Raw genomic sequence first — 25,692 nt, forward strand, 5'->3', positions numbered from 1 at the left:
TTAGATCTTTCATGCTTATATTTTTTTAACATAAACAAAGTTTTCATATTTTTTATTATTCACTAGATAATCTAACTTTCCTGATATTTCGAACCCATTTTTTTTATAAAAATTAATTGCTCGAATATTTTTTATGTACACTGAAAGCCAAATGTTTTTAAATTGATGTTCAATAGCTTTTCCTACTATAAAATCAAATAACTTTTGACCTAATTTTAAAGGCAAAAAATCCTTCAAAATGTAAATTTTTTCTAATCTGCAAGAACTGTTAACTTTTACACTTTCATGTAATTCATTTAATACTAATTTTGTGTAACCAACAGGAAAATCATCAACATATAAAATGTAAAAAAGATTATTGGTGTTTTTAAGTTGATTTTTAATTTCAGTAATAGAGAAAGAGTTATTTAAGAATTTTAATAAATCGTTTTTATCATCTATAAAATGCCCGTGAGATTCAGAATATGTTATTCTTCCCAATAGCGCTAAGACTTCTGTGTCAGCTATTTTTGCTGTTTTTATATTAATCATTTATCTTTTTTCTGGAAGAATACCTTTAAACTCTTCTGAATTTACTTTAGTTTTTTCTAAATCTTTTGGCTTAAAAATTCGTTTTGTAGCAGCAGGATATTTTTTAATTAGTATTGATGGACGAATTGGACGTTCAACAAAATTACCAGTACAACTAGGACATACGTTTTTAAAAACTTCAATAGCACATGCTTTACAATAAGTACATTCAAAAGAGCAAATCATCGCCTCGGTAGAGGTGTTTGGTAAATCTTTATTGCAATGTTCGCAATTGGGTCTAATAGCTAGCATTATAAATAGCGCTCTTTAATAATATCTATATGCCAAATACTGTGTCCTAATAAAATAAAAGCACAAGCTCTTGCAGAAACATTGCTATCACTAGCAGTACCTATGTTTTGTAAATTTTCATCAGAAATACTATTAATTAGGTTTAATGAATACATTCTTGTTATTGTAAATTCATGAATTAATGTTTCTAATTTTTTATTATTCGCTTGAGAAGGATCTATGTAAATATCTTGGTCAAATCCAGCTAAGGCAGTTGTATCTTTTCTAGCAATTCTTAACAAACGGTACATGAATATACGTTCAGTGTCAATAATATGCTGTAAAACCTCTTTAACACTCCATTTTTTTAGTTCATAACGATATTCTAATTTGTTTTTAGGTACGGTAGAGAAGAAATCGATAACCATTTTTTTATCGTTTTCTAAACCAGTAATTAATTCGGTATTATCAGAAACTTTACCAAGGTACCTTCCAAAGTACTCGTTATATTCTGTTTGTTGTAAATCTTTTTTAATCATTATGTTATTGTTTTTTATTACTACAGGTGTAAAAGGCTTCATTTCTTTAAAAGCTAATTAAACACTTTTATTAAAATTTGTTATTTTTAAAAGTAATGATAATTTTATTTCATCAAAATTAGTAGTTTTATGGAGTGTTTAAGTAATCCAGAATTAAAATAACTAGTAGTCCAGATGTTTCCTTACAAAACCAGTTTTAAAATAGATAGAAATAATAGTCAATCAATTTATATACAGATATCTAATCAGTTTATTTATTTTATAAACCAAGGTAAGCTTCCTGCAAACACTAAATTACCTGGAACGAGGAGTTTAGCAGAACTTTTAAATGTACATCGAAAAACAATTGTATCTTCATATGAAGAATTAGATTTACAAGGTTGGATTGAATCTGTACCTAAAAAAGGAACCTTTGTAAGAGCTGATTTACCTTTACTACAGCGTGAAAATAATGAAGAAATTAATGAGAGTAAAAAAAATACTACAACAGGGTTTTCTTTTTACAGTAATGGATTTGAAAATTTAAAGTTACTAGATAAAAAAGAGAACGATACGTTGTTTTTAAATGATGGGATTTCTGATGGAAGATTAACACCAACTATCGAAATAGCTAGAATTTACAGGAAAATAGCTGGTAAAAAAGATATTCATCTGCATTTATCTTATGGTTCTACTTATGGAAACGATAATTTACGGGCAGTTTTAGTAACATACTTAAATGAAACAAGAGGTTTACAAATAACAAAAGATAATTTACTGATAACTAGAGGAAGTCAAATGGGAATATGGCTTAGTGCTCAATTGTTATTAAAAAAGGAAGATGTTATAGTGGTAGGGGAAACAAATTATCCTTCGGCAGATATAACTTTTATAGAGCGAAAAGCAACAATTATGCGTATTCCTGTAGATAAAGATGGCTTATGTATTTCTGAATTAGAAAAATTATGTAAAAAACAGGTGATAAAAGCGCTGTATGTTACCTCTCATCATCACCATCCAACTACAGTAACATTATCAGCAGAAAGACGAATTCATTTATTAAACCTTTCTAATATTTATCAATTTGCAATTATAGAAGATGATTACGATTATGATTTTAACTATAATCATTCACCAATTTTACCATTAGCGAGTCATGATGTTAACGGAAATGTTATTTATATAGGTTCTGTTTGTAAAACGGTTGCTCCTGTTTTTAGAATTGGCTATTTAATAGCTTCAAAAACATTTATAGATGAAGCCTCTAATCACAGACGCTATGTAGATAGGCAGGGAGATGCTTTATTGGAGCTTACTTTTGCTGAATTTATTAAATCGGGTGATTTAGATAGGCATATTAGAAAAGTGATGAAAATTTACAAACAGCGTCGCGATTTATTTTGTTCTTTGTTGACGGAACATTTAGGAGGCTATTTTCATTTTGATATTCCTAAAGGAGGAATGGCAGTATGGCTTATTTTAAACAAACAATATTCATGGAAAGAAGTTTCAGAAATAGCAAGAACACAGAAATTAGCAATAGGGCAATGGGAACGTTATGATTTTGCCAATACGAAACACAACGGAATAAGAATTGGATTTGCTGCTTATAATAACAACGAGATACAAGAACTTATTTATAAATTAACAAACACTATGAAGTTGTTTACAAATTAGCTTTAATCATTCTGCTATTGCTCAAAAAATATTTACGCAATTTAATATTTATAAAACCTTTTTTAATTAGATCCATGTGGATACTGAAGCAACTAAAATTTAAGTAACTTTTGCTAGTTATAATGATATGTGGTATACACGTTGATTATTTAAAAATATCTGTACATGATATTCATTATTTGAAAGATATTCAAAATCAAATGTAAAGACTGTACGTTGCTTGCGTTATATGATTTTTATTTTGTTTTTTTAAAGATGTACAAATCTGCTGTTTTTAAATATCTAATTCCTTTTTGAGTACTGATTAATGTTTCCATAGTAACATTCTGCTTTTTTTTAGGAATGAAAAAAGTTTCCAAATTTTCTTCAGAAATTAATTTTTTACGGTGAATATTTATTGTGCCTATTAGTTTAAAATCAGTATCAAATGAAGCTACGCCAGCATCTGCATGACTATTATTTACTAGTAATAAGCCACCTGTTTTTAAGTATTTTTTGCATGGCTGTGAGATTATTCCAGCGTAATGAGAAATTAATAAATCAAACGACTCTTCTTCTAAAGATAGAGGCGCATTGTAACTTTTTCCTAAAAACTCAATATTAGATTCTTGACTATATTTCTTTCTTGATTCAATTATTTCTTTTACAATCTTCATATCATTAAAAAAAAACTTAGCTCCTTTATCGCAATCAACATAAACTGTTGTTGGGAAAATGAAGCTTGGAGTAATATGTACATAACTTCCTGGGTACAATGTGTTTTTGATACCGTATTTTTCCCTTAGTACAGAAAAAACTTCTTCTCTTTCAAATTTTCTATATGTATAATATTTATTGTACAATTCTATTATTCTATTTGTCATATTAATTGTATATTTGACTCAAATATATGACAAATTACTTAATTTAGAGACGTGAAAACAAAAAATAATTTAATAGAAGCTGCAATTGAGGTACTTATTGAAAACCCATCAAGTAATATGGATGTTATAGCTGAAAAAGCAGCTGTTACAAGAAGAACACTACATCGCTATTTCAGTTCTAGAGATCATATGATTAAGGAATGTGTAGAGATTATTGTGTTAAGGATATTAATAGATGTAAAAATGGTTCTTGATACAGAGATGCAGCTTATTGATAAGTTGAAACAAATGTTTGAAGATGATGTTAAAAAAGGGCAACATTTTGAATTCGTTCAAAAATTTTCGCATCATTTTTCAGAAGAAGATATTCAAGCTTCATTCAAAGAAATGGGCGATTTATTTTATGGTCTTTTAGATAAATTAAAGTCAAATGGAATAATAGATAAACAGTTGTCAAATGAATGGTTATCATATGTTTGGATGGGGTTGGTTAGGAGTGCCAATCAAGCGCTGAAAAAAGGTGTAATTGCACCAAACAAAGTAAATGAACTAGCATGGAATGCTTTTTCAAACGGAATGATTACTAAAAGTGAATAAATATGAAGCGCAGGAAATTTATAAAAATAAACTCACAATTCGCAATATTATTTTCGCTAATACCAACGACTGCAATTGAAAGTTGTAGTCAAAATAAAAAGAATATGACAAAAAATAAAAACTTAGATGTTTTAGTAGTTGGAGGTGGCCCAGCTGGAATGAATGCAGCATTAGTCTTTGGAAGAGCGCTTATGAATACTGTAATAGTAAATGAGGAAAAACCTAGAAATCTTGTGACACAAGCCTCGCATGGTTTTCTCACTCGTGATGGTTTTCATCCAAGCGAATTTCTTCAAGTTGCTAAAAAACAATTAGAGCAGTATGTTACAGTAAATTATAAAATGGATGTTGTAAAACAAGTAGATAAAACAGAAATAGGATTTAAAGTAAAAACTAATGATGGTACAGAGTATCAAACAAAGCGAATTGTTTTTGCTACTGGTTATAAAGATGATTTGTCTAAACTTGGATTAATTGGAATTGAAAAAGTATACGGAAAAACGGTATTTCCATGTCCTTTTTGTGATGGATGGGAAAGACGGAACGAACCTCTTGCTTTATTTGGAAAAGATGAAGGTGTTGGACACTTTGCTAAAACTATAAGTAATTGGACAGACGATTTAATTATTTTTACTAATGGTAAAAAACCTATAAGAAATGAAGAGAAAGAAAATTTAAAAAAGAACAACATTAAAGTTGTTGAACAAGAAATATTAAAATTAATTTCTGAAAATGGAAATCTAAAAGAAATTAAACTTGCTGATGGAAATAGTATTAAAAGAACAGGAGGGTTTTTATTTAGTACTGGAGAAAAGCAATCAACAGATATTCCAGCAAAATTAGGAGTTGAATTTGGAGATTGGGGTGGAACATACTTAACAAATGAATGGGGGAAGTCAAAAGTGGATGGAGTCTATATAGTGGGAGATGCAAAAAACAATTTTACAGGAGTTATTGGCTCAGCCTCAGAAGGATCTTACGTCGCTGAAATGATTACTCAAGAGATTATTGGAGAACGTTGGGTAAGCTAATTTTTTGCAGCATACAAAAATACTAATGCAGTTTATCCTTTTCTTAGGCTAGTACTTGGTAAATTCAAACCCTATGAGCACCCAATAAAATGAACATAGATAAGAATCCTTTATATAGAGTAGCTTTAAATATTATCAACAAATATGATTATTAGGAATATTGTTCTTCTTAGCTCAATTTATTACTGGAGAAAAAAAATTAATGACTGTATATTTATGTAAAATTCCTTCCTTGTACAAGGAAGGAATGTGTTTCTATGATACTACTTGCTCAGTAACTATCTTTGAATATCGATGGTCCTTTGTACATAAAGTAATTTTTGAAACCCTAAATTTAAGAATATTTAAAAGAACATAATTAATGCTACAGCAGGATTAAATGAAGTACGTTTTTAAAACCCTTTTCATTCAATTGCTTTAATATGTTTTAACATTGATTTGGTTATTTCTTTTCTAAGAGAAGAAAATTTTGGATTATGTTCTTTTACATCTTTGATTAGTCTTGTTGCAAAAAAGTATGTGTTATTTTTCTTTTCTACATATCCAATCCACCATCCTATACTTTGTTTACTAGTGTTAGCCCAACCTGTTTTGCTTCTTATTATATAGTTGTCCATTTCATGAGAAATCATTATTTTTTTTACAATAGTATAAGTGCTTTTAGAAAAAGGTAGTTCCTCTTTATATAAAGATTTTAATAATTTGATTTGATTTTTAGGAGAGATTCCTAGGTTACCATAATTCCAAAAATCTACTCCTTTTTCTGATAAATCTAGATTACCATACTTACATTTTTTCAGATAATTTTTATACCTATTTTTTCCAATTTTTTTAGCAAGTTCTTCATAAAACCAAATTGTAGAATTTTTAAACGCACTTTTAAGATTTGTATCAGTATTCCAAGTGTCAATAACCTTTCCGTTAAAATATTTTATTTCCCCATCCCATTTAAACACCTCATTTTCATCTTTTATAGCTCCTTCTTCTAGAGCTATACAAGAGTTTATTATTTTAAAAGTAGAAGCAGGCAACGTTCTTTTATTAGCATCAAGACTATCACTGTAATAGTATCTATCATTTTTAAGATCATAAATAGTTGTGCTTCCTTTAATATTATATGAAGCAAATTCTTTACTTATTTTTACTTGACCAAAAATAGAGGTAGATGATATTATTAATAATATTATTATTTTCATTTTCTTGTTTATTTTCATTTTTATTAAAATCATAGCAATTTTAGATTAATTATAATAAAGTATAATTTATAAGATAACTCAATTCTTATTAAGGTAAAACCAAATAATATTATATTGGCTTTACTTCAAAAATGGCACAAAATATCTATTACCCTCTTTTTAGTTTAGCCCATTAACATTTATTAATCAGTTTTGTCAGGTATAAATAAAATGAGAGAAATATCTAAGAAGATAACTCCAATGCCATAAAAATATTTTTAAGTCAATATTAGCTTAAAATCTATAACCCAAAGAAATACCGCCTCTACCAATATCTTTAAAATAGTAATCATTATAATTTATAAAATTCTTACCAACTCCTAAAAAAATATCAGCAACAAATTTTTCTTTTATTACAAACTTAGCTCCAATAGATAAACCTAAACTAAACTCTATTTTATCTCTAATTATATACTTATAAGGATGATGTTCGGTCTCATTAAAAGAATAATGTTCATATGATTTTAATACACTGAACCCTTCGATAAAAAAACCTCTAGCATATTTTTTTGAAAAATAACGTCTATAGTAAGGCGTTAAAGAGAATTTTGTGAGATTATTTAATTTAGAAATATCTTTATTTCTTGAATTAAAATTAAACAAAGTCTCTATTCCAATTGAAGATTTTTCATTAATTAAATATTCATAAGAAATATCAATAAATTTAGAATCAATTAAGTTAACCAGGTTAATTTTTATTTCATTTTTTTTATTTAAGTATTGAGAGAATTCTTTATTTTTCTGAGCATTTAAAAATGTAGAAATAAATAATAAAAATATTACTGTTTTTGTTTTCATTTTTTACGATTTTTTTTTGTGGCCGCGAATATAAATAAAATTTTCTAAACACTTCGATTTAACAAAAGCTTCTGTACATAATATTCAGAATCAAATGAAAGCCTGTAGATTACTTAATGATAAAGGTTATTTACAGATTATTAACAAACACAATGAAATTACTTATGCAGTAGCTTTAATCATTCTGTTATTACCTGAATTTTTTTTATGTAATTCAATATTCTACATTTTTGTAAAGCACTTGAGTTAGGGACTAAAAGCTACGTGTAAGATTCAAATATTAAGAAACCTATAACCATTAGAAGAACCAAGTACTTCAATACCCAGTTATTAACAAAAATGTTATGCAAACAATTAGCTGTTTTACATTTTTGCCTACAAGCTGATTATTCAATAGCTCTGAGCTATTAGGAACAAAATATATTCCTTAGTCATTACCTCCATTTAATCAATCGTATTAAACTATTTAGGTATAAATAATAACAAATTTTTTTCTAACGTGATAATTAAAAGTTGAATCTATATTAATAAAATTTCATATTAAGTCTTGGTTAAATAGTCCACAAATTTGCATTATGAAATAAAGTCAAACATTCATATCTAAATTGAGCCCATTAACAACAGAAAAAAGAACGTTCATGACATTTTTTTTACTTCTCTGATATACTAATAGTAATTTTATTTCAAAGAACTTGAAGATAGTGTGATGAGTTTTTTTTGAGGCTTATTACAGAAACAAAGATATATTAATGTTTTGTTTTATAGGGTTTTATGAATCTTGTGAATTGTGATTAATGACTGAATTCAGTTTTTAGCTAAAAGAATAAATGAATTTAAATAAATATAGTTTTGAAACAAAAAAAAATGAATAAAATCATACTTATATTTTCTTTTTTACTCATTAGTAATACCATTTTTTCCCAAAATGATAAATTAATTATAGGAAGAACAACAGGTAACCTTTTTATTAAAAAAAATATGGGATTAAGAGTTTTTGGGTTTAGCAATTCTCTTTCTGGGCAAATTTTATTACCAGGCCCATGTATTGATGTCGTAGTTAATGATAGTATAAATATTGATCTCTGGAATATTTCACAAGGAAATCCAGTTTCATTAACCTGTAATAATATAACCTTTTTACAATATAATGAGAACAAAGAACAACTACCAAACCAGGAGGTAATTGATCATATGGAGCATGGTTTTTATTCTTTTACAGCTAAAAAACCTGGAACTTACTTTTATTATAGTCCTGAAAATTATCCATTTAACATTCAGGCAGGTATGTTTGGAACCATTATTATTCGTGATAAAAAAAGTGATTATTTGAATAAAAAAACAAATAATGAAGTATTATGGTGTAGTAATGAAATAGATACTGAATGGCATACTGATGCAATCATGAATGTAGAACATAATGAAATAAATGAACAAATTATACTCCCTGATTATCTACCTAACTATTTTTTAATTAATGGTAAAAGAGCAAAAAAGCTAAAAGGATTGCAACCTTTAAAGAACAGGAAAAATAATACCACTTTACTTGTTCGTTTAGTTAATGCAGGATTGTATCACCATGAAATAGAATTTCCATTAAAAATGAATCCACAACTTATTTTTGGTAAGTCTGCTAATTTAATCAAATCTATAAAATATTTTAAAGTGATGTTAAATAAAGGAGAATGTGTAGAATTATCTGTTTCTCTTAAAGATATGGATAAAAGAGATCATATTGTTTATCGGTATATAGATCCAATAAATAAAGAAGTTAAACATAAAGCAAACATTAATGTATTTTATTAATATTTAAACAAATAATTATGAAAAAAATATTATTCCACCTCATTATTCTTTTGCCATTTTCTTTTATGTTGGCACAAAGCGAACCTACTTTCTCAGTTGTAGGTAATGCCATAAATAAAGAAAGTTTATCGAAAGAAAAACGTTTAGAGATTTCTAAAATTAAAGTAGAAAACATTTCTAACAAACCAATATATCTGGTATGGGAAACGATATCGAATTCTTTTCCAAAAGAATGGGACTGTTCTATGTGTCAATATGGAGCTTGTCAAATAGGAATTCCTAAAGGATCATTCTTTAAGAAACTGAACCCCGATCAACAAGGGTTTATAGCAATTCATGTTCTTCCTGTGAATACAAGAGGAGTAGGAGTGGTTAAGTTTAAAATTTATGATAAAGAAAACCCAAACCATTCTGAAATTCTCACTTTTGAAGTTGAAATACTCTAATAAAAAGTACATATTCACCACTAACAAACTAACAAACTAACAAACTAACAAAAATGAAAAACGTTATTCTTTTATTATCTATATTTTTGGTTACTAGTCTATGCTATAGTCAAAATGAAAACAATGCAAAATACGTCCGGTTAAATGCTAGTACTCCAGAAGCTCAAGCCGATTTAGAAGCTATGAATGTAGCTTTCAAAAAAATGCGAGAAATGGACTGCGAGAATGGTTTAGCATGGTATTACCAAGGGGCAATACATAATATTCCTAGTGAAATTAAAGGAAAAAATAATCTTTGTTCTCAATATCAAACGAGTAAGGACAAATTATTTGCATGGGGAGATTGTACTCATAAAAGCGGTATAAGTGCTAAGTTGCATTTTCTTCTATGGCACAGAATGTACATTTGGCATTTTGAAAAAATTATTAGAGAGTTATCTGGTAAAAAAGATTTTGCTTTACCTTATTGGAATTATGGAAGTAATATTTTAGATGAAAATATAATGCCTCAAAAAATCAGAGACCCAAAAGGGTATTTATATGAGGCGGCTAGATACAGTGTTCTTAATAACGGTGAACCTATACCTCCCACCAATTTAAAAAACATAAAAAGAACACTAAGAGAAATAATAAATTCGCCTATTTTTTTAAGAGAAAGAACTAATGAAGATGGTGAAAAAGAATATTTTGGATTCAGTCCTGAATTGGAAAAATCTCCTCATGGTTACATGCATGATTTAATTGGTGGAGAGTATGCGAATCCCAAAGAAACATTTTATAATCAAATTTACCAGAAAAAAGATTTTCCTGGATTAATGGCTAATGTGCCTTCTGCTGGTTTTGATTCTGTATTTTGGTTACATCATAGTATGATAGATCGTATTTGGGAATCTTGGGAGGTAAATCATTTAGAACAACGTCCAACTTTAGCGCAATTAGAAGCAAGTCCTTGGGAATACAATTTTATTGAGCCAAATGGAAAAGAAATAACATATACTATTAAAGAAATGTATGATATAGTATTTAATTTAGGTTATCGTTATAATAACTTATTATATACATCAGAGTCTCCTGTTTTGGCTTCTATTAAGCCTTCTGTAAATAAAAATGTTTCATTTCAAGACTCAACTCATAAAATAATTTGGAAACAAAAAATAGGAAAAACTATTGGTAGTAATGCATTTAAACATAAGGTAACTAAAAAAATATCTAAAAGAGTAACTAAGAATTTTAAATCAGAAAAAAAATCATTTATCTTTTTAAGTTTAAACGTTGTCGTTTATAAAGAACCTAGTGATTACTACACCGTCCATCTTCGTTATCCAAATCAAAAGGATGAATACCTTGGAACGATGACTTTCTTTGGTGTTGCTCACGATCATGGAACAGGGGAAAACCATACGATTGGGGAAAATGGAGTTAAACTTAATTTCTCTTATTATATTTCAGATGATTTGAAGGATTCTAATAAAAACTTTGAAATTATTATTAAAAAGAATGGTATTGGAGAAGCAAAAGTAACATTAGAAAATATTAGTATGATTAAATTTAATTAAACAAGTGTAAACGGTAGTTTTATATTTAAAAGCGGTACTTCTTAAAAGTGTTGCTTTCAAATATACATGTCAATAAATTATTATGAATAAGGTTATAACTATTCAATTGTAGACATTAAACATTTCGCGCTTAAAATTATTTTAATCAACTAATTACCTCAGTAGAGAATCATTAAATCATCAAGCATAAGAAAGTTTTTTTTTACTAAAATTCAGGTCTTCACATTTTCTTCCTAAGCCAAATTAAAAGTATTCTATAGATGAAAAAGTATTCTTTCTTATAATAAAAACAACATTAAAACAATTTAATCACTAACTCAAGATTTATATCATGAAAACATCAACCAAACTTAAATTTGTAAACAAAGCTCCAGAAGGTACCACAGCACCTTATCGATACGTAATGAAACCTAATCCTGATTTTAAAATACCTTCTAACCATTTACTTACACCACACTGGCACCCAAATTCAAATGAAATTACCACGTGTATAAAAGGTGAAGGAACTGTTACCATCATAGCTCCCAATACAAAATATCCAGGAAATCCAGGGACAGCAATCCCGACTACCTATCCATTAAAAGAAGGTGATAGTGTGTTTTTACAACAAGGTTATTTTCATTACTTTATGAATACAGGAAATGAAGATTTTGAAATTGACCTTACATTTGATAAAAAAGATTTCGATATTCTTACCTTGAGTGAAGTTATAAGTTTGCTCCCAGACAATATTAAACTTGCTGCTGTTAATAGCAAACCTGATAATCCGATTATTCCTTATGAAAAGATTGAGGTTGATAAAAAAGAAATAGTTTATTAATTATAATGTAAAAATTAATAATTCAAATCTTTCACATATCTTAATAAGGTGAAAACAATATGTAAATGTTCTTAGATTGAAGTTTTAACTTTATTTCTGAGAACATTACAATCATTTATAATAAATAAAAATGAGTAAATAACATACTCTATTTTTGGTACAATGCATCAAAATTGTGTACTGTTCGCAGGTTATTGATGGAGGTCAAAATAAAAAAAGCTTGTTAACGGAAATGAGTTAGAATTATATAATTGTGAGCAATATGTTTTTTTATAAAAAGGAATAATCGAATTATAAAAGTAAAATTTCCCATTTTAATGCCTTTTGGTAATAGAAAATAGACCAAAATACCATATTGGGAACATCTTACATTTCTAAAACAAGTTTTCTAGAACCTGTAGAAAAACAAACAGAAGATCGTTTAACTATAAAATAACAGGATCAGTTATTAGTAAGTAACAGAATTAGATACTTACGTAACCATTGCACAGTCCTTCGTGCTATAACACCATTCCATTAATGACTAAAATGTTACGTAAACAATTCTACAAAAGTTGCATTATGAAATAAAGTCAAACTTTCATATCTAAATTATTACTCGCTCACAATGGAAAATCATACGTTCGTGACATTTTTTTTACTTCTTCTGTTTTCAAATTTTAACTTTAGTTCATAAAGTGAACGGTAATATTATGAGTTGATTTTTAATGTATTAAGGACAACTCAACTTGCTTTTTCGTGAAATTACATAAAGAAAACTCATGAAAATCATTCGAAGATTTAAGTGTAGTTATTACTGAATTTCCGAAAATGGATATAATCTGAACATAATTTTCAGAGGCGTATTTTATTACAACAAATGAACAAAATAAATTAATTATTATAAAGTAACCAGTTATAAACTAACAACTAACAAAATGAAAAATCCACAAAAATCATCAGTGAAACCTTATAAAGAATGGGAGGAAGGGCTTCCAACAGATTCACAGTTCGGTATTTTATCTAAACTCCATGGTACATGGGTTAATTGGAAGGGTGGCCCTACTGGGTTACATACCACTCCTATGCCTTCACCAGGAACATCTTCAGAGACTATCTTTGGTGTTTTCCATTTTAAATCTCAGGAATATAGAGAGCAGCTGAAGTTCACAAAGGTGAACGCACCAGTTCGTAACCGTGCAGGATCGAATGAGCAGTTTAATGCTGCCGTTAAATATGAAACAGCAATCGTAGATAATGAAGGAGGTCTTCAACATTTTGAAAATGGTATGTACCTCTGGCTGGGCGACCACGAGATGCCTTGGCGTTCTGATAGTCCGTATCAAAACCCGCCAACGATGTTTAAGCATACATCCGATGAAGAATCGATAGAAACTGATGGTGGTGAGCCTGTAATGGGACCTGGCGAACTTGGACCACAGTATGTACCTCCATATCAAATTTCGCGATCAGGTGTAATTCCACATGGTACAACCATTCATTTGACGGGTAATATAAAAGAGTCGGGAAAAGATAGTGCTCCTCATATAGCAAATCTTTGGGAACAACAATATCTGGCAGTATCGCCAAGTATGGGTATTAACCCCGAGAAAGATTTAATTCAAGGATCTCGCGAGAAGCCAGCATGGACTGAGTTACCTCGTGAAGAGCAAGAAGATGGTGGTGTTAATAGTGGACGTGCTTATTTTGAAAGTATTTTTAATTATGATGATTTTGGTGCTAAGTTTCCATTTACAGTTCAGCCAAATTTGAAGTTGAGTGATGCTAACGAAGGATTGGAGTTTAAGAAATATGATATGATCGAGTTAGATACGTTTCATGAGACAGGTCTTCAAGGTGGTACAATAAATAACGTAATGATTGATCGTTATTGTAAAGTAACTAGAATGCGTTATCGTATGTGGTTAGAAGAGATTGTTGACGAAGAAACAGGGAATATTATTGAGCAACTACAATATGAGCAAATTGTAGATTTTGAGTTTATGTTTGGTTCAACTGGAGGCACGACGTTGTGGCCGCATATTCAAGTTAATACGTTACGACGCGAAAAGGACATTCCGCTAAACAAGCGTTTTAAATCGATTGAGCTACCAATGGATGCTCCGGATGAAGTAAGTAAAGAAACTGGTTCTGTAGTTTGCCCAATGGGACATTCTCGTCGTGGATAAGGATAACTTAATTCAAAAATATGTAGCAATTCAAATGGCTACACTAACAATCACAAATAATTTAAACAATATTACTTATGAAAACAGATTCAATACTTACAACTAATACAGATGTGTTAATTGTAGGGGCAGGTGTTTCAGGTTTATATACTGCTTATAGACTTCTTCAACAAGATAGCAAAAGAAAGGTTGTTATTCTTGATCGTTTAAACCGTACAGGTGGTAGGCTCGACTCCGATTTGGTTGCTATTAAAGATCCTTATGATACTAAAAAATCTATAGTAAAAGAAGAGGAAGGAGGAATGCGTTTTGAAGATTCAATGACCGAATTGATGTCGCTTTTCACTGCGCTTGGATTATGTAAAGATGCGGTTTACTTTCCAATGACAACCAATAGGTATTTTTTTAGAGGCCATAGTTTTACAGTCGCTGAATCTGAAGAGAATAATAATGCTATTTGGGGTGAATTATATGACCTCGAACCTGCAGAACAAAATCAAAGTCCTGGTGCAATTTTAGGGGTAATTTATCAAAGAATTCTTAATGTAAATGGAATCGAAAATGTACCAACAAAACCTACTCCTGAGTTTTGGCAAACATTTAGGCTTGATTTTAAGTGGGCTGGAATTCCTCTTTATAAATGGCAACTTGGTGGTTTAATAAGAAGCATGGGATATTCAGAAGAATGTCTTATGATGTTAACCGAAGTACTTGGTTTTCGTGGTCCTTTTCAAGGATTACCAAATGCTGGTGCAGCTTGGCAAATTTTGGAAGACTTCCCAGAAAACCCACAATATTTCACTTTAAAACGTGGGTTCAGTTCCTTAATACGTAAACTAGAAGATGAAGTAACCAAGCTAGGAGGTGTGATTCATACAGGAATCAATGTAAATACGGTTAATGGTAAAAAAGGAACTTATAAAGTAAATTTAAGTATCGCTGAAAAAGGTAATTCAGCATACGTTTTTGAACAAGATACTAAGACATCTATTATGGATGCCAAACAAGTTATTCTTGCAATTCCAAGTAAAGCGATGTCTTTGTTATTTGCAGCCTCTCCATTGATGAATATTAATAAAAATTCAAGAACATTTTGGAAAGATATTAATTCTATTCAACCTATGAGTTTGCTAAAAATCAATCTTTATTTTGATAGACCTTGGTGGGCAGACGGTTCTACAGGGCAACCTTTAGTATTAGCAGGTCCTTCATTTGCTGATTTACCTATTAATTCTATTTATCCTTTTTATACGGTACAAACAGAACCTGGAGCTCCAAATAAAGGTAAGCCAGCAGCATTAACTATTTATTGTGATTTTACGAATACTATTTTCTGGCAAGGATTACAAAATGTAGGTGAGAAATTTGACAGCCCTTTGCAAAAAGAACATTCTAAAAAACCACAAACCCTATTTCCTGCTTCAAAAAAAGTAGTAGTAGAAGCCATAAAACAAATTAAAAGTTTGTTTAACACACATTATGTACCTGAACCTGTATTAACAAGTTATCGCTCATGGGACGGGGAAAATGATTTCCCTCATGCGTATCATCAATGGGGGCTTAATACTAACGATAGAGAAGTTATTTCTCGAATGACAAAACCATTACATAATGAAGATATTTTTACCTGTAATGAAACTTGGTCTGACATGCAAGGATGGGTAAATGGTTCACTTCGATCTTCTGAAAAAATGTTAAAGTATAATTACGGATTAGAATCTATTACAGAAAATCATTCAGCTTGTATTTTGGTTCCTCCTACAGAGTAAAAAATATCACAAGTTGGTTGTCAATTTATTATGTAAATTGAAGTAAAAACATAAAATCTTCTCATTTTGAGAAGGTTTTATGTTTTTTTTCTATTTAAATTGAGTAGAAGAGTGATTTGATTAAATACTTATAATGAAGCTTTAATCATTCGATCGTTACCCGAAAAATCTTTACGTAATTCAATATTTGTAAACCCTTTTTTCTTTAACATATCAACAGTCTCTTTTCCTAAGTATTGATTGATTTCAAAGAATAAATATCCATCTTTAGTAAGATGATTTTTTGCTAAGTCAGCAATTTTATCATAAAAGATAAGCGGATTATTATCCTCAACAAACAACGCTAAATGTGGTTCGTTTTCTAAAACATTATTTTTTATTTCAGCTTTTTCTAATTCTCTAACATAAGGTGGATTTGAAACAATTATATCAAATTTCAGGTCATTACGAGGAATTTTCAACGAAGTACTCTCTTTTTCTATAGAAAACAGCTTCGTTTTACTCGCAATAACGTTTAAACTAGTTGTTTTTAAAATGTCTTGTTCAATAAAATTAATTTCAACACTGTTTAATGTTGCATTTTCCGTTGCCTTTTTTAAAGCATTTATAGAAACATCAACTGCTGAAACAGTTGCATTTTGTAATTTTTTTTTCAGTGAAATAGGAATACAACCAGTTCCTGTTCCGATATCAAGGATGTTTATTTTAACTTCAGAATTAACTTCGTTTATAATCCATTCTACTAATTCTTCTGTTTCAGGTCTTGGGATTAAAGTATTTTCATCAACTAAGAAAGGTAAACCATAGAATTCAGTATTTCCTATAATATATTGTATTGGTTCTTCTTTTTGAAGTCTTTTTATAGCGTTATTAAAAAGCAATTCCTTTTCAAAATTTATTTCAAAATCAGGCTGCATTATTAAATCAATTCGTTGTAAATCGATATACTCCTCAATTAAATAATAGAAAAAAGTATCTATTTCTGTTTGAGGATAAATTGATGATAATTGCTCTGTGAAATATATTTTGTAGTTTTTGAGTGTCATAAATTTAGGGCTTTTCATTATAGTAACTTAATTTTCTATAGAAATTAATATAATCAGTGCTGTTTGAATAAATTACAGAAGTATCTATTTGGTTATTTTTTAAATTAATAAGTAATACATGATTACGAATTTGTTTATGAAATTTATAGTTGAATTTTTTCAACGCAATATTTAAATTTTCAGGGTTAAAAGAAATACTACTAATTGAGTCTCTCTTTTTAAGAGAATATTTACTATTTAATTTTAGAGTATCAAGATTGAAAGAAAAACCTTTAGCTAAAAAATCATCAGAAAGATAAATATATTCAACAGTATATCTTTTTTCTTTCTTAACTAAAGCATAATACCCACAAGTATCCCAGATAGTATCTAGTTTATCTTTTTTGAAATAAGATTCTTCAATCTTAAATTGATTATCAAAAGGATTGTACGTTGGTTTTTGTAGAAGTATAAAACAGAAGAAACTGAAAATAAATTTTTTCATAATCTTGTTTTTAAATAAAATCATCCCTTTTTAATTAAAACTATATAAATATATTATATAAATAAAAAAAATAGTAGGTATTAATAAAATAGGTAGCGTAACTATAACTGTTTTTACAAAGCTAATTTTACATATTCTTTTCAAACCTTTAAATAATATTCTAAAAGAAATAAAACTAATCAAAATAGTTATTAAATTTCTAAAATGAATCGTGTTAAAATCAAAATGTTCTAAATCGGGGTTTTTCAAAAAAAACATCAATAAAGAAAGTAGAAACATAGGGAAATAAGAATAAACAAGTAAAGAAAATGTTTCTTCATAGTAAATTTCACCTTTAAAAAAAACAATCATTTTATATGTAAAGTAACTAAACAAAATAGCTAATAAAAGTAATAAACAGATACTGATTATAAACAGAAAAATATTGAGAATTAAATTTTCAGTCTTATTGAATAAATCTTGTTGAAACGAAAGAATTATTCCATAAAAAACAGATGTAATAAAACTTTCTCTGTAAAGCTCATCAATATATTTTTCTTCAAACTTGATTAAGCCTTTCTTAATATTAAATAATAGTAATATTGGTATCATCATAGCTTTTTTATTTCTACAAATCTTTAAGCATCCAAACATTACAAGAGTAATGCCCTGTGTTTCCCATTGGTTTATCTAAGTTTATGAATCCATTTTTAGCATACAAAGCTCGTGCAGCATCCATGTAAGGCATGGTTTCTAAATAACACTGCTTATAACCTTGTTCTTTTGCTTTAGATAAACAGAAATTAATTAATTTACTTCCCAGTCCTTTTCCTCTCGTAATAGGTAAGAAATACATTTTTTGAAGTTCACAAATTTTGCCTTCAAAACTATTTAATTCAGCAAAACCAACACCGCCAACTACTTTGTTTAGGTGCTCTATTACAAAATAAGCAGTGTTTTCTTCTTGGTAAGTTTCAAACATTTCGTCAGTAGCTTTATCTTCATAAGCAGTACCAACTTTAGGAGCACCAAATTCAATAAGAACAGTTCTTATAACCTGTGCTAGTTGCTCATTATCACTAGGTTTTATTTCTCGAATAATAAAATCAGAAGTAGTCATAGGAATACCTTATTTTTGTACCGCAAATTACCTAAAAAATAAGAATCTATATGAAGAATTTAATGTTTTTTATCGCTGTGTTATTTATTGTTAGCTGTTCTGTAAAAAAGAAGCCAATATTTATAAAAGTTGATGATGTTAAAATTATATCTGTAGCATTAGATACTATTCAGTTAAAAGCAAATGCATTTTTTAAAAATCCGAATGATATTGGAGGTAAATTAGCTACAGATGAAATTAAGGTAATTGTAAATGGAGTGGAAGTTGCTCAAGTTTCGTCAGAAGAATTTAAGGTTCCTGCTCGTAAAGAATTTAGTATTCCTTTAAAAGTTTCAATACCTGCGAATAAAATATTTGGTAATAATAAAAATGGATTTTTAGGAGGTTTAATTAACTCAATATTAAATAAAAGTGTTAAAGTTCAATTTAAAGGAGATTTAAAATATAAGGTTTTAGGGTTTTCTGATGTGTATGCTATTGATAAAACTGAAGATATTAAAATTAAATTATAATTCTTTTGAACCACGAAAAATATATAAAACGCTGTTTAGAATTAGCTAGTAATGGTATTGGAACTGCGCGTCCGAACCCTTCTGTAGGAGCTGTTGTTTTATACGACAATAAAATTATAGGAGAAGGTTATACGAATCCTTACGGTGGTAGTCATGCAGAAGTAAATGCTATAAATTCAGTAAAAGATAAAGAGTTATTAAAGCAAGCAACAATTTATGTAACATTAGAACCTTGCTCACATTTTGGTAAAACACCACCATGTGCCGATTTAATTGTAAAGAATAATATACCAAACGTTGTAATTGGTTGTGTAGATACAAATAGTTTGGTTGCTGGTAAAGGAATTGAACGTTTAAAAAAAGCAGGAATAAACGTAGTAGTGGGGATTCTTGAAAATGAATGTAAAAAACATCATAAACGTTTTTTTACGGTTCAAAATAAAAAACGCCCTTATATTATACTTAAATGGGCAGAAACTACTGATGGATATGTAGCTCCGATAACAAAGGATGAACAAAAACCTGTTTGGATTTCGAATAAATATTCACAACAATTAGTTCATAAATGGCGAAGTGAAGAACATGCAATTTTAGTAGGTACAAATACTGTAATTGCAGATAATCCTTCATTAACAGTTCGTAATTGGACTGGTAATAATCCTATTAGAATAGTATTAGATAAAAACGAACGAATTCCAGGAAATGCAACTGTTTTTGATAAAAGTGTAAAGACAATTGTTATAACTGAAAAAAGAAATAATAGTGAAGAATCAACAATAAATGATTCTCAGTTTGAGCATAGTCGAGAACTAATTTTTGAGCAAATAGATTTTTCATCCCGCGTAGCGGAACAAATTTGCGAAGTATTACAAAAACATAGCATTCAATCAGTAATTATTGAAGGGGGTACGCAAACATTACAAACATTTGTAGATGCTAATTTATGGGATGAAGCTAAAATTTTTGTAGGTAAAATAGTGTTTGGTAGTGGAGTAGTAGGGCCTATTTTAAAAGGTAAATTAGAAAAGGAAGAAAACATCGAGGGAGATGTATTAAAAACATATATAAATGATTAAGAATATTATTTTCGATTTTGGTGATATTTTCATCAATTTAGATAAAGAAGCAACTTATAAAGAATTAGCGAAGTTAGGAGTAACAAATGTTTCTCAAGACATGATCGAAACCTATTATAAATATGAAATGGGTTTAATTACTACTGATGAGTTTGTAGGTTTTTATAAAACTAAGTTTCCGCAATTAAGTAGTGAAGACTTAATAAATGCTTGGAACGCTATTTTATTAGATTTCCCAAAGCACCGATTAAAATTTTTAAAAGAATTAGCTGCTTCAGGTAATTACAGGTTGTTTTTATTAAGTAATACTAACGATTTACACATTTCATGGATTCAGAATAATTGGGGAGCTGATTTATATGGTGAATTTAAAAACTGTTTTGAGCAATTTTATTTATCTCATGAAATAAATTTTAGAAAACCAAATACAAATATTTATGAATTTGTATTGAGTGAAAATAATTTAAAAGCTTCTGAAACAATTTTTGTTGATGATTTAAAAGAAAATACTGATGCTGCAAAAGCATTAGATATACACGTGTGGAATTTAGTTCCAGGAAAAGAAGATGTAGTTAGTTTATTAAATAGAAAAGAGTTTTAACATGGTTTACTTGATGTTAAGTGTTTTAGTTTCAAGTTTACTATTTGTAATTTTTAAATTTTTTGATGTTTTTAAAATTAACACTTCACAGGCCATTGTTATAAACTATGCTATAGCACTATCTTTTGGTTTATTTACATCTAATATATCTTTAAGTATTGTAGAAGTTCCGAAACAACCTTGGTTTTTTGGCGCTTTTTGCTTAGGCTTTTTATTCATTACTATATTTAATGTAATGGGTATTACAGCACAAAGAAACGGACTTTCAGTAGCTTCAGTTGCAGGGAAAATGTCGGTTGTTATTCCGATTATTTTTGGAATTATTGTATATAATGAAAGTGTTGGGTTTGTGAAAATTAGTGGGATTTTAATGGCGTTAGTCGCAGTGTATTTATCATCAGCAAAGAGTGATGTTACGCCTGTTAAATTAAAAAATTTACTATTTCCATTGTTATTATTTTTAGGGTCTGGTTGTATTGATACAGGCTTGAAATATGTAGAGACTACCTATGTTTCTAATGAAACTGTTCCTATGTTTTTAGCTACTATTTTCGGATGTGCTTTTGTTTTTGGATTATCATTTATGGTAATTCAAATAATTAAAGGAAAGATTAATTTTGAATGGAAGAATGTTGTAGGGGGAATCGCTTTGGGAATTCCGAATTATTATTCAATGGAATTTTTATTAAAAGCATTACAAACAGAAGGCTTAGAAAGCTCAACATTATTTACTATTAACAACGTATCTGTTGTTATTTTAACTACTGTTTTTGCACTGCTATTATTTAAGGAAAAATTGATTAAAAAGAATTGGATTGGTATAGGTTTAGCAATAATTAGTATTTTATTAGTAGCTTCGGCATAATGAGTGAAATAAAAGACACATATAAAACAATTGATGTTCCTTCTGAGGAAACATTGTTTAAAGACAGAAATAGTAAATTTTTTGGTTATGCTTTTCCTGTATTTACAGAAGAAGAAGTTAAAGAAGCTATAGAAGGTTTAAAAAAGAAACACCATTCTGCCCGTCATTTTTGTTATGCATGGCAATTTGGTACCGATAAAATTCGATTTCGAGCAAATGACGATGGTGAGCCTAGTAATTCTGCTGGAATGCCTATTTACGGACAAATACAAGCTTTTGATGTTACCAATGTTTTAATCGTTTCTGTGCGTTATTTTGGCGGTACAAAACTAGGGGTAGGAGGATTAATAAACGCCTATCGTACTTCTGCCCAATATGCTTTAGAAGCATCTGAAATTAAAGAGAAAACAATTGATGTTGAATATGTTTTATCTTTTGGTTACGATATGATGAATAAAGTACAGCGTGTTGTAAAAGAGCGAAACTTAAATATTATTGCACAAAAATTAGAAATGGATTGCCAATACACTATTGCAGTTCGTAAAAAAGATGCACAAACAATATTTGATATTTTTGACAACCTTTTTAAGGTTGATATTAAAGAGGTTGGGTAAATACTACTGTTTAAATATGGTAATAATAAAAAATCTTATCAATTTCTATGCTAAGTGAATTAATAGAAAAATATAATGTTTCGGATTGGTCATATTTGAATATAGAGAAACATACATTAATAAAAAGGTATAGTTGGGTTAGCATTTACATACCTGATATTAATTTAAACTATCCATGGGCAGTAAGAAATGATATTATACGATTATTTTATCTGTGTATATCTTTTGATTCAAAATCAGAAGTTTTAAAATGGTTTTTAGAAAATTCTAAATTCAAATTATTTAAACCTCACTTAAAACTAATTAACTTATTTTGCTATCAAAAATCAGAATTAGAGAACAATTTTGATTTAAAAATAGAATCTTCTAATAATAATGTTTTGCTTAATTTTATAACTATAGTTTTAGAAAGGTCTCTTTTATGGTATTCTCCTGAACCTACTTGGCCAAGTTGTTTGACTTCACATTTAGTTAAAGCAAGAAAAACAATAATCAATGTGAATATAGAGAATTTAAAATCAACAAGTATTTTAGTATTTAAGGGAGACGATTTATTTGATTCAAGCGATTATACTCATGTTTTCTATAAATTTAAAAATATTTGTAATCAAATTAATAAAGGTGAAATTTATTCAGATTTAACAACAATAGCAAAACAAGCTCACTTAACTTTAATCACTTCAATCAGAAATAATTTTGAGCATGAGTATAATATTTCAAAATTATCAGAAATTGAATATGAAAGAAAAATTGACAACTTAATAAAGAAAGAGACTGACTGGTGTCATAGTCAATTAAGATTATTGACAGAAATAAATTAAACAAAAGATATATCAGTTGTTTCAATTTTTCACTAACCATACTTTTAAACACTGATAAATCAATTAAACTCATACTAAAAAGATATAGAACATATCCTAACCTAAATGAATCTAAAAGAACCTTTTATATTTTTCACTCTATTGGTAGTAGCTAATATAGTCTCTTACATATTAAATATACTTATAAGTAAAATTTGGGATAATACATTCAAGCACCAAACAACCACATCTAAAAAAGAGTTTTTTTATTCTTTATTAACATTAGGCATAAATATTTTAATAGCCATTCCTGGTTATTTATTATGGTCTAAAGGAATAATTGTATTTTCTAATAATAACTTTTTAGTATCGTTTATAGCAGTTTTTTTGTTAATGGATTTTTTAATGTATGTACTACATTGGCTTTCTCATACGATTAGTTACTTAAAAAGTATTCATGCTAAGCATCATGAGCATTCAGTTAAATTTAATGTTGTTAGTTTGTACTACATGTCTCCTTGGGAGTCTATATTTTTTGGGTTGTTACTAACTACAATAACTATCTTATTTTCTTTTAACCTTTATAGTTTTATATTCTTTTTGATTTTTAATTGGTTTTATGGAGTAATCACACATTTAAATGTAAAAAAAAGCAGGCGATTCTTTTTAATTTTTACAACGAACGCTTTTCATAAAGAACACCATGAGTTAAATAATAAAAACTATGGATTTTATACGGCACTATGGGATAAGGTTTTTAAAACAGAAACAAAAGAAGCATAGCCGTATAAATTCAATTTATATTGGAAATAAAACAGCTTGATTCTTACTATAAATTCTTTTAACTTGCTATCGAATGTTATCTGTTTTTAACCAGATCCTTAAAATGGTTATAAGTGAATTTAAAAGAAGAATATGATTATGTTATTGTAGGAAGTGGTTTTGGAGGTTCAGTTAGTGCTTTGCGATTATCAAAAAAAGGCTATAAGGTTTTAGTTATCGAAAAAGGAAAATGGTTTAAACCTAAAGATTTCCCTAAAACAAACTGGAATTTAAAGAAATGGCTTTGGATGCCTAGTTTGCGATTTTTCGGTATTATGAAATTAACCATTTTTAGGCATGTTGCAATCGTTTCAGGAACAGGTGTTGGTGGTGGTTCTTTAGTCTACGCCAATACATTACCAATACCTAAATCAACCTTTTTTAAAACTGGCAGCTGGAGTAAACTTAATGACTGGGAGAATGAATTAACACCTTATTATAACGAAGCTCTAAAAATGCTTGGAGCAGCAAAGAACCCTAAATTATTTGATGCTGATTTAGGTTTAAAAAAAGTTGCTCAAAAACTAAATATCAAAAATAAATTTGATGCAACTAACGTAGCGGTGTATTTTGGAGAAGAAAATGTAACAAAACCCGATCCTTATTTTAATGGTTTGGGACCTGAAAGAACTGGTTGTAATTTTTGCGGTGCCTGCATGACAGGCTGTAGAAATAATTCTAAAAATACTTTAGATAAAAACTATTTATATTTAGCTCAAAAGTATGGAGCACAAATAATAGCAGAGAATGAGGTGTATGATGTAAAGCCTATAAATGCTGAAGATGGAGCTACTGGCTATGAAATAGCACTAAAAACTAGTACAAAATTCTTTACAAAGAAAAATAAAATTAAAAGCACTGCTGTTATTTTTTCTGGAGGTGTATTAGGTACTATAAAGCTTTTACTAAAGTTAAAAGAAAGTTCATTGCCGAACATTTCAAATAGAGTAGGACAGGATATAAGAACTAACAATGAAACATTGGTAAGTGTATCTGGTCTCGAAAAAGACAAAAATTACTCGAAAGGTGTAGCTATAGGAAGTATTCTAGACACCGATGAAAATAGCCATTTAGAGATAGTTAGATACGCAGAAGGTTCTAACGCATGGAAATTTTTGCATTTACCTTATGTTACGAATAATAATGTATTATCTCGCTTAACAATGATATTTGTGTCTTTAGTGAAATCACCCACGAAGTATTTTAAAATTTACGTAACGAATAGTTGGGCAAAAAAAACAGTGGTACTTCTTTTTATGCAAACTTTAGACAGTACACTATTATTTAAGAGAAATTTTTTGGGTTTTATGAGCTCAAAAGTTAGCACAGGAAAAAAACCGAGTCCATTTATAAAAGAGTCTCGTAAACTAGTAGATGAGTATAGTAAAGCAATAAACGGAGTAAGTACTTCATTTGTGCTAGAAACAATTGCTGGTATTCCGTCAACAGCGCATGTTTTAGGAGGCGCAGTAATGGGAGAAGATGCTTCGGAAGGAGTAATAGATAAAAACAATAAAGTTTTCGGATATCAAAACATGTATGTTATTGATGGTTCTATGATTTCAGCAAACCCTGGAGTAAACCCTTCTTTATCAATAACAGCAATTGCAGAACGAGCAATGGATCAAATACCTGCTAAAAACGAATTATAATGTTAATCACATTGCTTTATTTTTATTTTAATAAAATTT

At 28.8% G+C, this 25,692-nt stretch carries 27 protein-coding genes; 17 read left to right on the plus strand and 10 right to left on the minus strand.

Going from position 1 to position 25,692, the window contains the following annotated elements; translation table 11 throughout:
- Positions 1–15 precede the first annotated feature (15 nt).
- Genes CXF68_RS13945 through CXF68_RS13955 form a run of 3 tightly spaced genes read right to left on the minus strand, consistent with a single transcriptional unit; the run spans position 16 to position 1,382 of the window.
- Entirely contained in the window at positions 16–531 is a 516-nt protein-coding gene (locus CXF68_RS13945; RefSeq protein WP_101045668.1) for an N-acetyltransferase, read from the minus strand.
- Positions 532–822, minus strand: a complete 291-nt coding sequence (locus CXF68_RS13950; protein ID WP_101045670.1) for a DUF1272 domain-containing protein — start codon at positions 820–822, stop codon at positions 532–534.
- Positions 822–1,382 (minus strand): DinB family protein, encoded by a 561-nt coding sequence (locus tag CXF68_RS13955; RefSeq protein WP_232771660.1) that lies wholly within the window; start codon positions 1,380–1,382, stop codon positions 822–824. The genes CXF68_RS13950 and CXF68_RS13955 overlap by 1 nt, the downstream gene beginning before the upstream one ends.
- 132 nt (positions 1,383–1,514) lie before the next feature.
- Here CXF68_RS13955 and CXF68_RS13960 point away from each other — a divergent pair, with 132 nt between their 5' ends.
- On the plus strand, positions 1,515–2,996 hold the full coding sequence (locus CXF68_RS13960; protein WP_101045672.1) for a PLP-dependent aminotransferase family protein: 1,482 nt from the start codon (positions 1,515–1,517) through the stop codon (positions 2,994–2,996).
- A gap of 236 nt (positions 2,997–3,232) precedes the next feature.
- Here the strand turns inward: CXF68_RS13960 and CXF68_RS13965 are convergent, their stop codons facing one another.
- Positions 3,233–3,859: a hypothetical protein gene (locus CXF68_RS13965; RefSeq protein ID WP_101045673.1), complete on the minus strand. Its 627-nt coding sequence runs from the start codon at positions 3,857–3,859 to the stop codon at positions 3,233–3,235.
- Positions 3,860–3,910: 51 nt separating this feature from the next.
- Here CXF68_RS13965 and CXF68_RS13970 point away from each other — a divergent pair, with 51 nt between their 5' ends.
- Complete coding sequence (locus CXF68_RS13970) at positions 3,911–4,456, plus strand: TetR/AcrR family transcriptional regulator (protein WP_101045675.1); 546 nt, start codon at positions 3,911–3,913, stop codon at positions 4,454–4,456.
- Positions 4,457–4,560: 104 nt separating this feature from the next.
- Entirely contained in the window at positions 4,561–5,487 is a 927-nt protein-coding gene (locus CXF68_RS13975) for an NAD(P)/FAD-dependent oxidoreductase (RefSeq protein WP_157821935.1), read from the plus strand.
- Positions 5,488–5,891: 404 nt separating this feature from the next.
- Here the strand turns inward: CXF68_RS13975 and CXF68_RS13980 are convergent, their stop codons facing one another.
- Both CXF68_RS13980 and CXF68_RS13985 read right to left on the minus strand, forming a co-directional pair.
- Positions 5,892–6,683: a penicillin-binding transpeptidase domain-containing protein gene (locus CXF68_RS13980; RefSeq protein ID WP_101047539.1), complete on the minus strand. Its 792-nt coding sequence runs from the start codon at positions 6,681–6,683 to the stop codon at positions 5,892–5,894.
- Between the two features lie 273 nt (positions 6,684–6,956).
- Entirely contained in the window at positions 6,957–7,520 is a 564-nt protein-coding gene (locus CXF68_RS13985) for a DUF3575 domain-containing protein (RefSeq protein ID WP_101045679.1), read from the minus strand.
- Between the two features lie 864 nt (positions 7,521–8,384).
- Between CXF68_RS13985 and CXF68_RS13990 the strand changes: the two genes are divergently transcribed.
- From CXF68_RS13990 to CXF68_RS14015, 6 genes are all read left to right on the plus strand, one after another.
- Positions 8,385–9,323, plus strand: coding sequence for a multicopper oxidase domain-containing protein (locus CXF68_RS13990; protein WP_232771661.1), 939 nt, complete (start codon positions 8,385–8,387; stop codon positions 9,321–9,323).
- Positions 9,324–9,340: 17 nt separating this feature from the next.
- Positions 9,341–9,769: a hypothetical protein gene (locus tag CXF68_RS13995; protein ID WP_101045681.1), complete on the plus strand. Its 429-nt coding sequence runs from the start codon at positions 9,341–9,343 to the stop codon at positions 9,767–9,769.
- A gap of 53 nt (positions 9,770–9,822) precedes the next feature.
- Positions 9,823–11,325, plus strand: coding sequence for a tyrosinase family protein (locus CXF68_RS14000; protein ID WP_101045683.1), 1,503 nt, complete (start codon positions 9,823–9,825; stop codon positions 11,323–11,325).
- Between the two features lie 331 nt (positions 11,326–11,656).
- The gene (locus CXF68_RS14005; protein ID WP_101045685.1) at positions 11,657–12,145 is read left to right on the plus strand and encodes a cupin domain-containing protein; all 489 of its coding nucleotides are present in this window, start codon (positions 11,657–11,659) and stop codon (positions 12,143–12,145) included.
- Positions 12,146–13,062: 917 nt separating this feature from the next.
- The gene (locus CXF68_RS14010) at positions 13,063–14,313 is read left to right on the plus strand and encodes a peroxidase, FMP-type (protein WP_101045687.1); all 1,251 of its coding nucleotides are present in this window, start codon (positions 13,063–13,065) and stop codon (positions 14,311–14,313) included.
- 77 nt (positions 14,314–14,390) lie between these two features.
- Entirely contained in the window at positions 14,391–16,082 is a 1,692-nt protein-coding gene (locus CXF68_RS14015) for an FAD-dependent oxidoreductase (protein WP_101045689.1), read from the plus strand.
- 128 nt (positions 16,083–16,210) lie between these two features.
- On the opposite strand, the gene prmC is transcribed toward CXF68_RS14015, so the two are convergent.
- The 4 genes from prmC to CXF68_RS14035 are packed head-to-tail and all read right to left on the minus strand — an operon-like array spanning position 16,211 to position 18,711.
- Positions 16,211–17,128, minus strand: a complete 918-nt coding sequence (gene prmC / locus CXF68_RS14020) for a peptide chain release factor N(5)-glutamine methyltransferase (RefSeq protein ID WP_101047543.1) — start codon at positions 17,126–17,128, stop codon at positions 16,211–16,213.
- Positions 17,129–17,132: 4 nt separating this feature from the next.
- Positions 17,133–17,612: a hypothetical protein gene (locus tag CXF68_RS14025; protein WP_157821937.1), complete on the minus strand. Its 480-nt coding sequence runs from the start codon at positions 17,610–17,612 to the stop codon at positions 17,133–17,135.
- A 30-nt stretch (positions 17,613–17,642) separates the two neighbouring features.
- Positions 17,643–18,245: a YIP1 family protein gene (locus tag CXF68_RS21210; RefSeq protein ID WP_101045693.1), complete on the minus strand. Its 603-nt coding sequence runs from the start codon at positions 18,243–18,245 to the stop codon at positions 17,643–17,645.
- Positions 18,220–18,711: a GNAT family N-acetyltransferase gene (locus CXF68_RS14035; protein ID WP_101045695.1), complete on the minus strand. Its 492-nt coding sequence runs from the start codon at positions 18,709–18,711 to the stop codon at positions 18,220–18,222. The genes CXF68_RS21210 and CXF68_RS14035 overlap by 26 nt, the downstream gene beginning before the upstream one ends.
- A 50-nt stretch (positions 18,712–18,761) precedes the next feature.
- Between CXF68_RS14035 and CXF68_RS14040 the strand changes: the two genes are divergently transcribed.
- From CXF68_RS14040 to CXF68_RS14075, 8 genes are all read left to right on the plus strand, one after another.
- Positions 18,762–19,223 (plus strand): LEA type 2 family protein, encoded by a 462-nt coding sequence (locus CXF68_RS14040; RefSeq protein WP_101045697.1) that lies wholly within the window; start codon positions 18,762–18,764, stop codon positions 19,221–19,223.
- A 5-nt stretch (positions 19,224–19,228) separates the two neighbouring features.
- Positions 19,229–20,299: a bifunctional diaminohydroxyphosphoribosylaminopyrimidine deaminase/5-amino-6-(5-phosphoribosylamino)uracil reductase RibD gene (gene ribD, locus CXF68_RS14045; RefSeq protein WP_101045698.1), complete on the plus strand. Its 1,071-nt coding sequence runs from the start codon at positions 19,229–19,231 to the stop codon at positions 20,297–20,299.
- A complete protein-coding gene (locus CXF68_RS14050; protein ID WP_101045700.1) occupies positions 20,292–20,900 on the plus strand; it encodes an HAD-IA family hydrolase in 609 nt (202 codons plus the stop codon). The genes ribD and CXF68_RS14050 overlap by 8 nt, the downstream gene beginning before the upstream one ends.
- 13 nt (positions 20,901–20,913) lie before the next feature.
- Positions 20,914–21,765, plus strand: coding sequence for an EamA/RhaT family transporter (locus tag CXF68_RS14055; protein WP_369800513.1), 852 nt, complete (start codon positions 20,914–20,916; stop codon positions 21,763–21,765).
- Positions 21,765–22,379 carry a YigZ family protein gene (locus CXF68_RS14060; protein ID WP_101045704.1) on the plus strand — a complete coding sequence of 205 codons (615 nt, stop codon included), beginning with the start codon at positions 21,765–21,767 and terminating at the stop codon, positions 22,377–22,379. The genes CXF68_RS14055 and CXF68_RS14060 overlap by 1 nt, the downstream gene beginning before the upstream one ends.
- A gap of 47 nt (positions 22,380–22,426) precedes the next feature.
- The gene (locus CXF68_RS14065) at positions 22,427–23,200 is read left to right on the plus strand and encodes a hypothetical protein (protein ID WP_101045706.1); all 774 of its coding nucleotides are present in this window, start codon (positions 22,427–22,429) and stop codon (positions 23,198–23,200) included.
- Positions 23,201–23,305: 105 nt separating this feature from the next.
- Entirely contained in the window at positions 23,306–23,962 is a 657-nt protein-coding gene (locus tag CXF68_RS14070; protein ID WP_101045707.1) for a sterol desaturase family protein, read from the plus strand.
- Between the two features lie 113 nt (positions 23,963–24,075).
- Positions 24,076–25,653, plus strand: coding sequence for a GMC family oxidoreductase (locus tag CXF68_RS14075; RefSeq protein WP_101045709.1), 1,578 nt, complete (start codon positions 24,076–24,078; stop codon positions 25,651–25,653).
- The last annotated feature ends 39 nt before the right edge of the window (positions 25,654–25,692 follow it).

Source organism: Tenacibaculum sp. Bg11-29, from assembly GCF_002836595.1.
Taxonomy (GTDB): domain Bacteria; phylum Bacteroidota; class Bacteroidia; order Flavobacteriales; family Flavobacteriaceae; genus Polaribacter.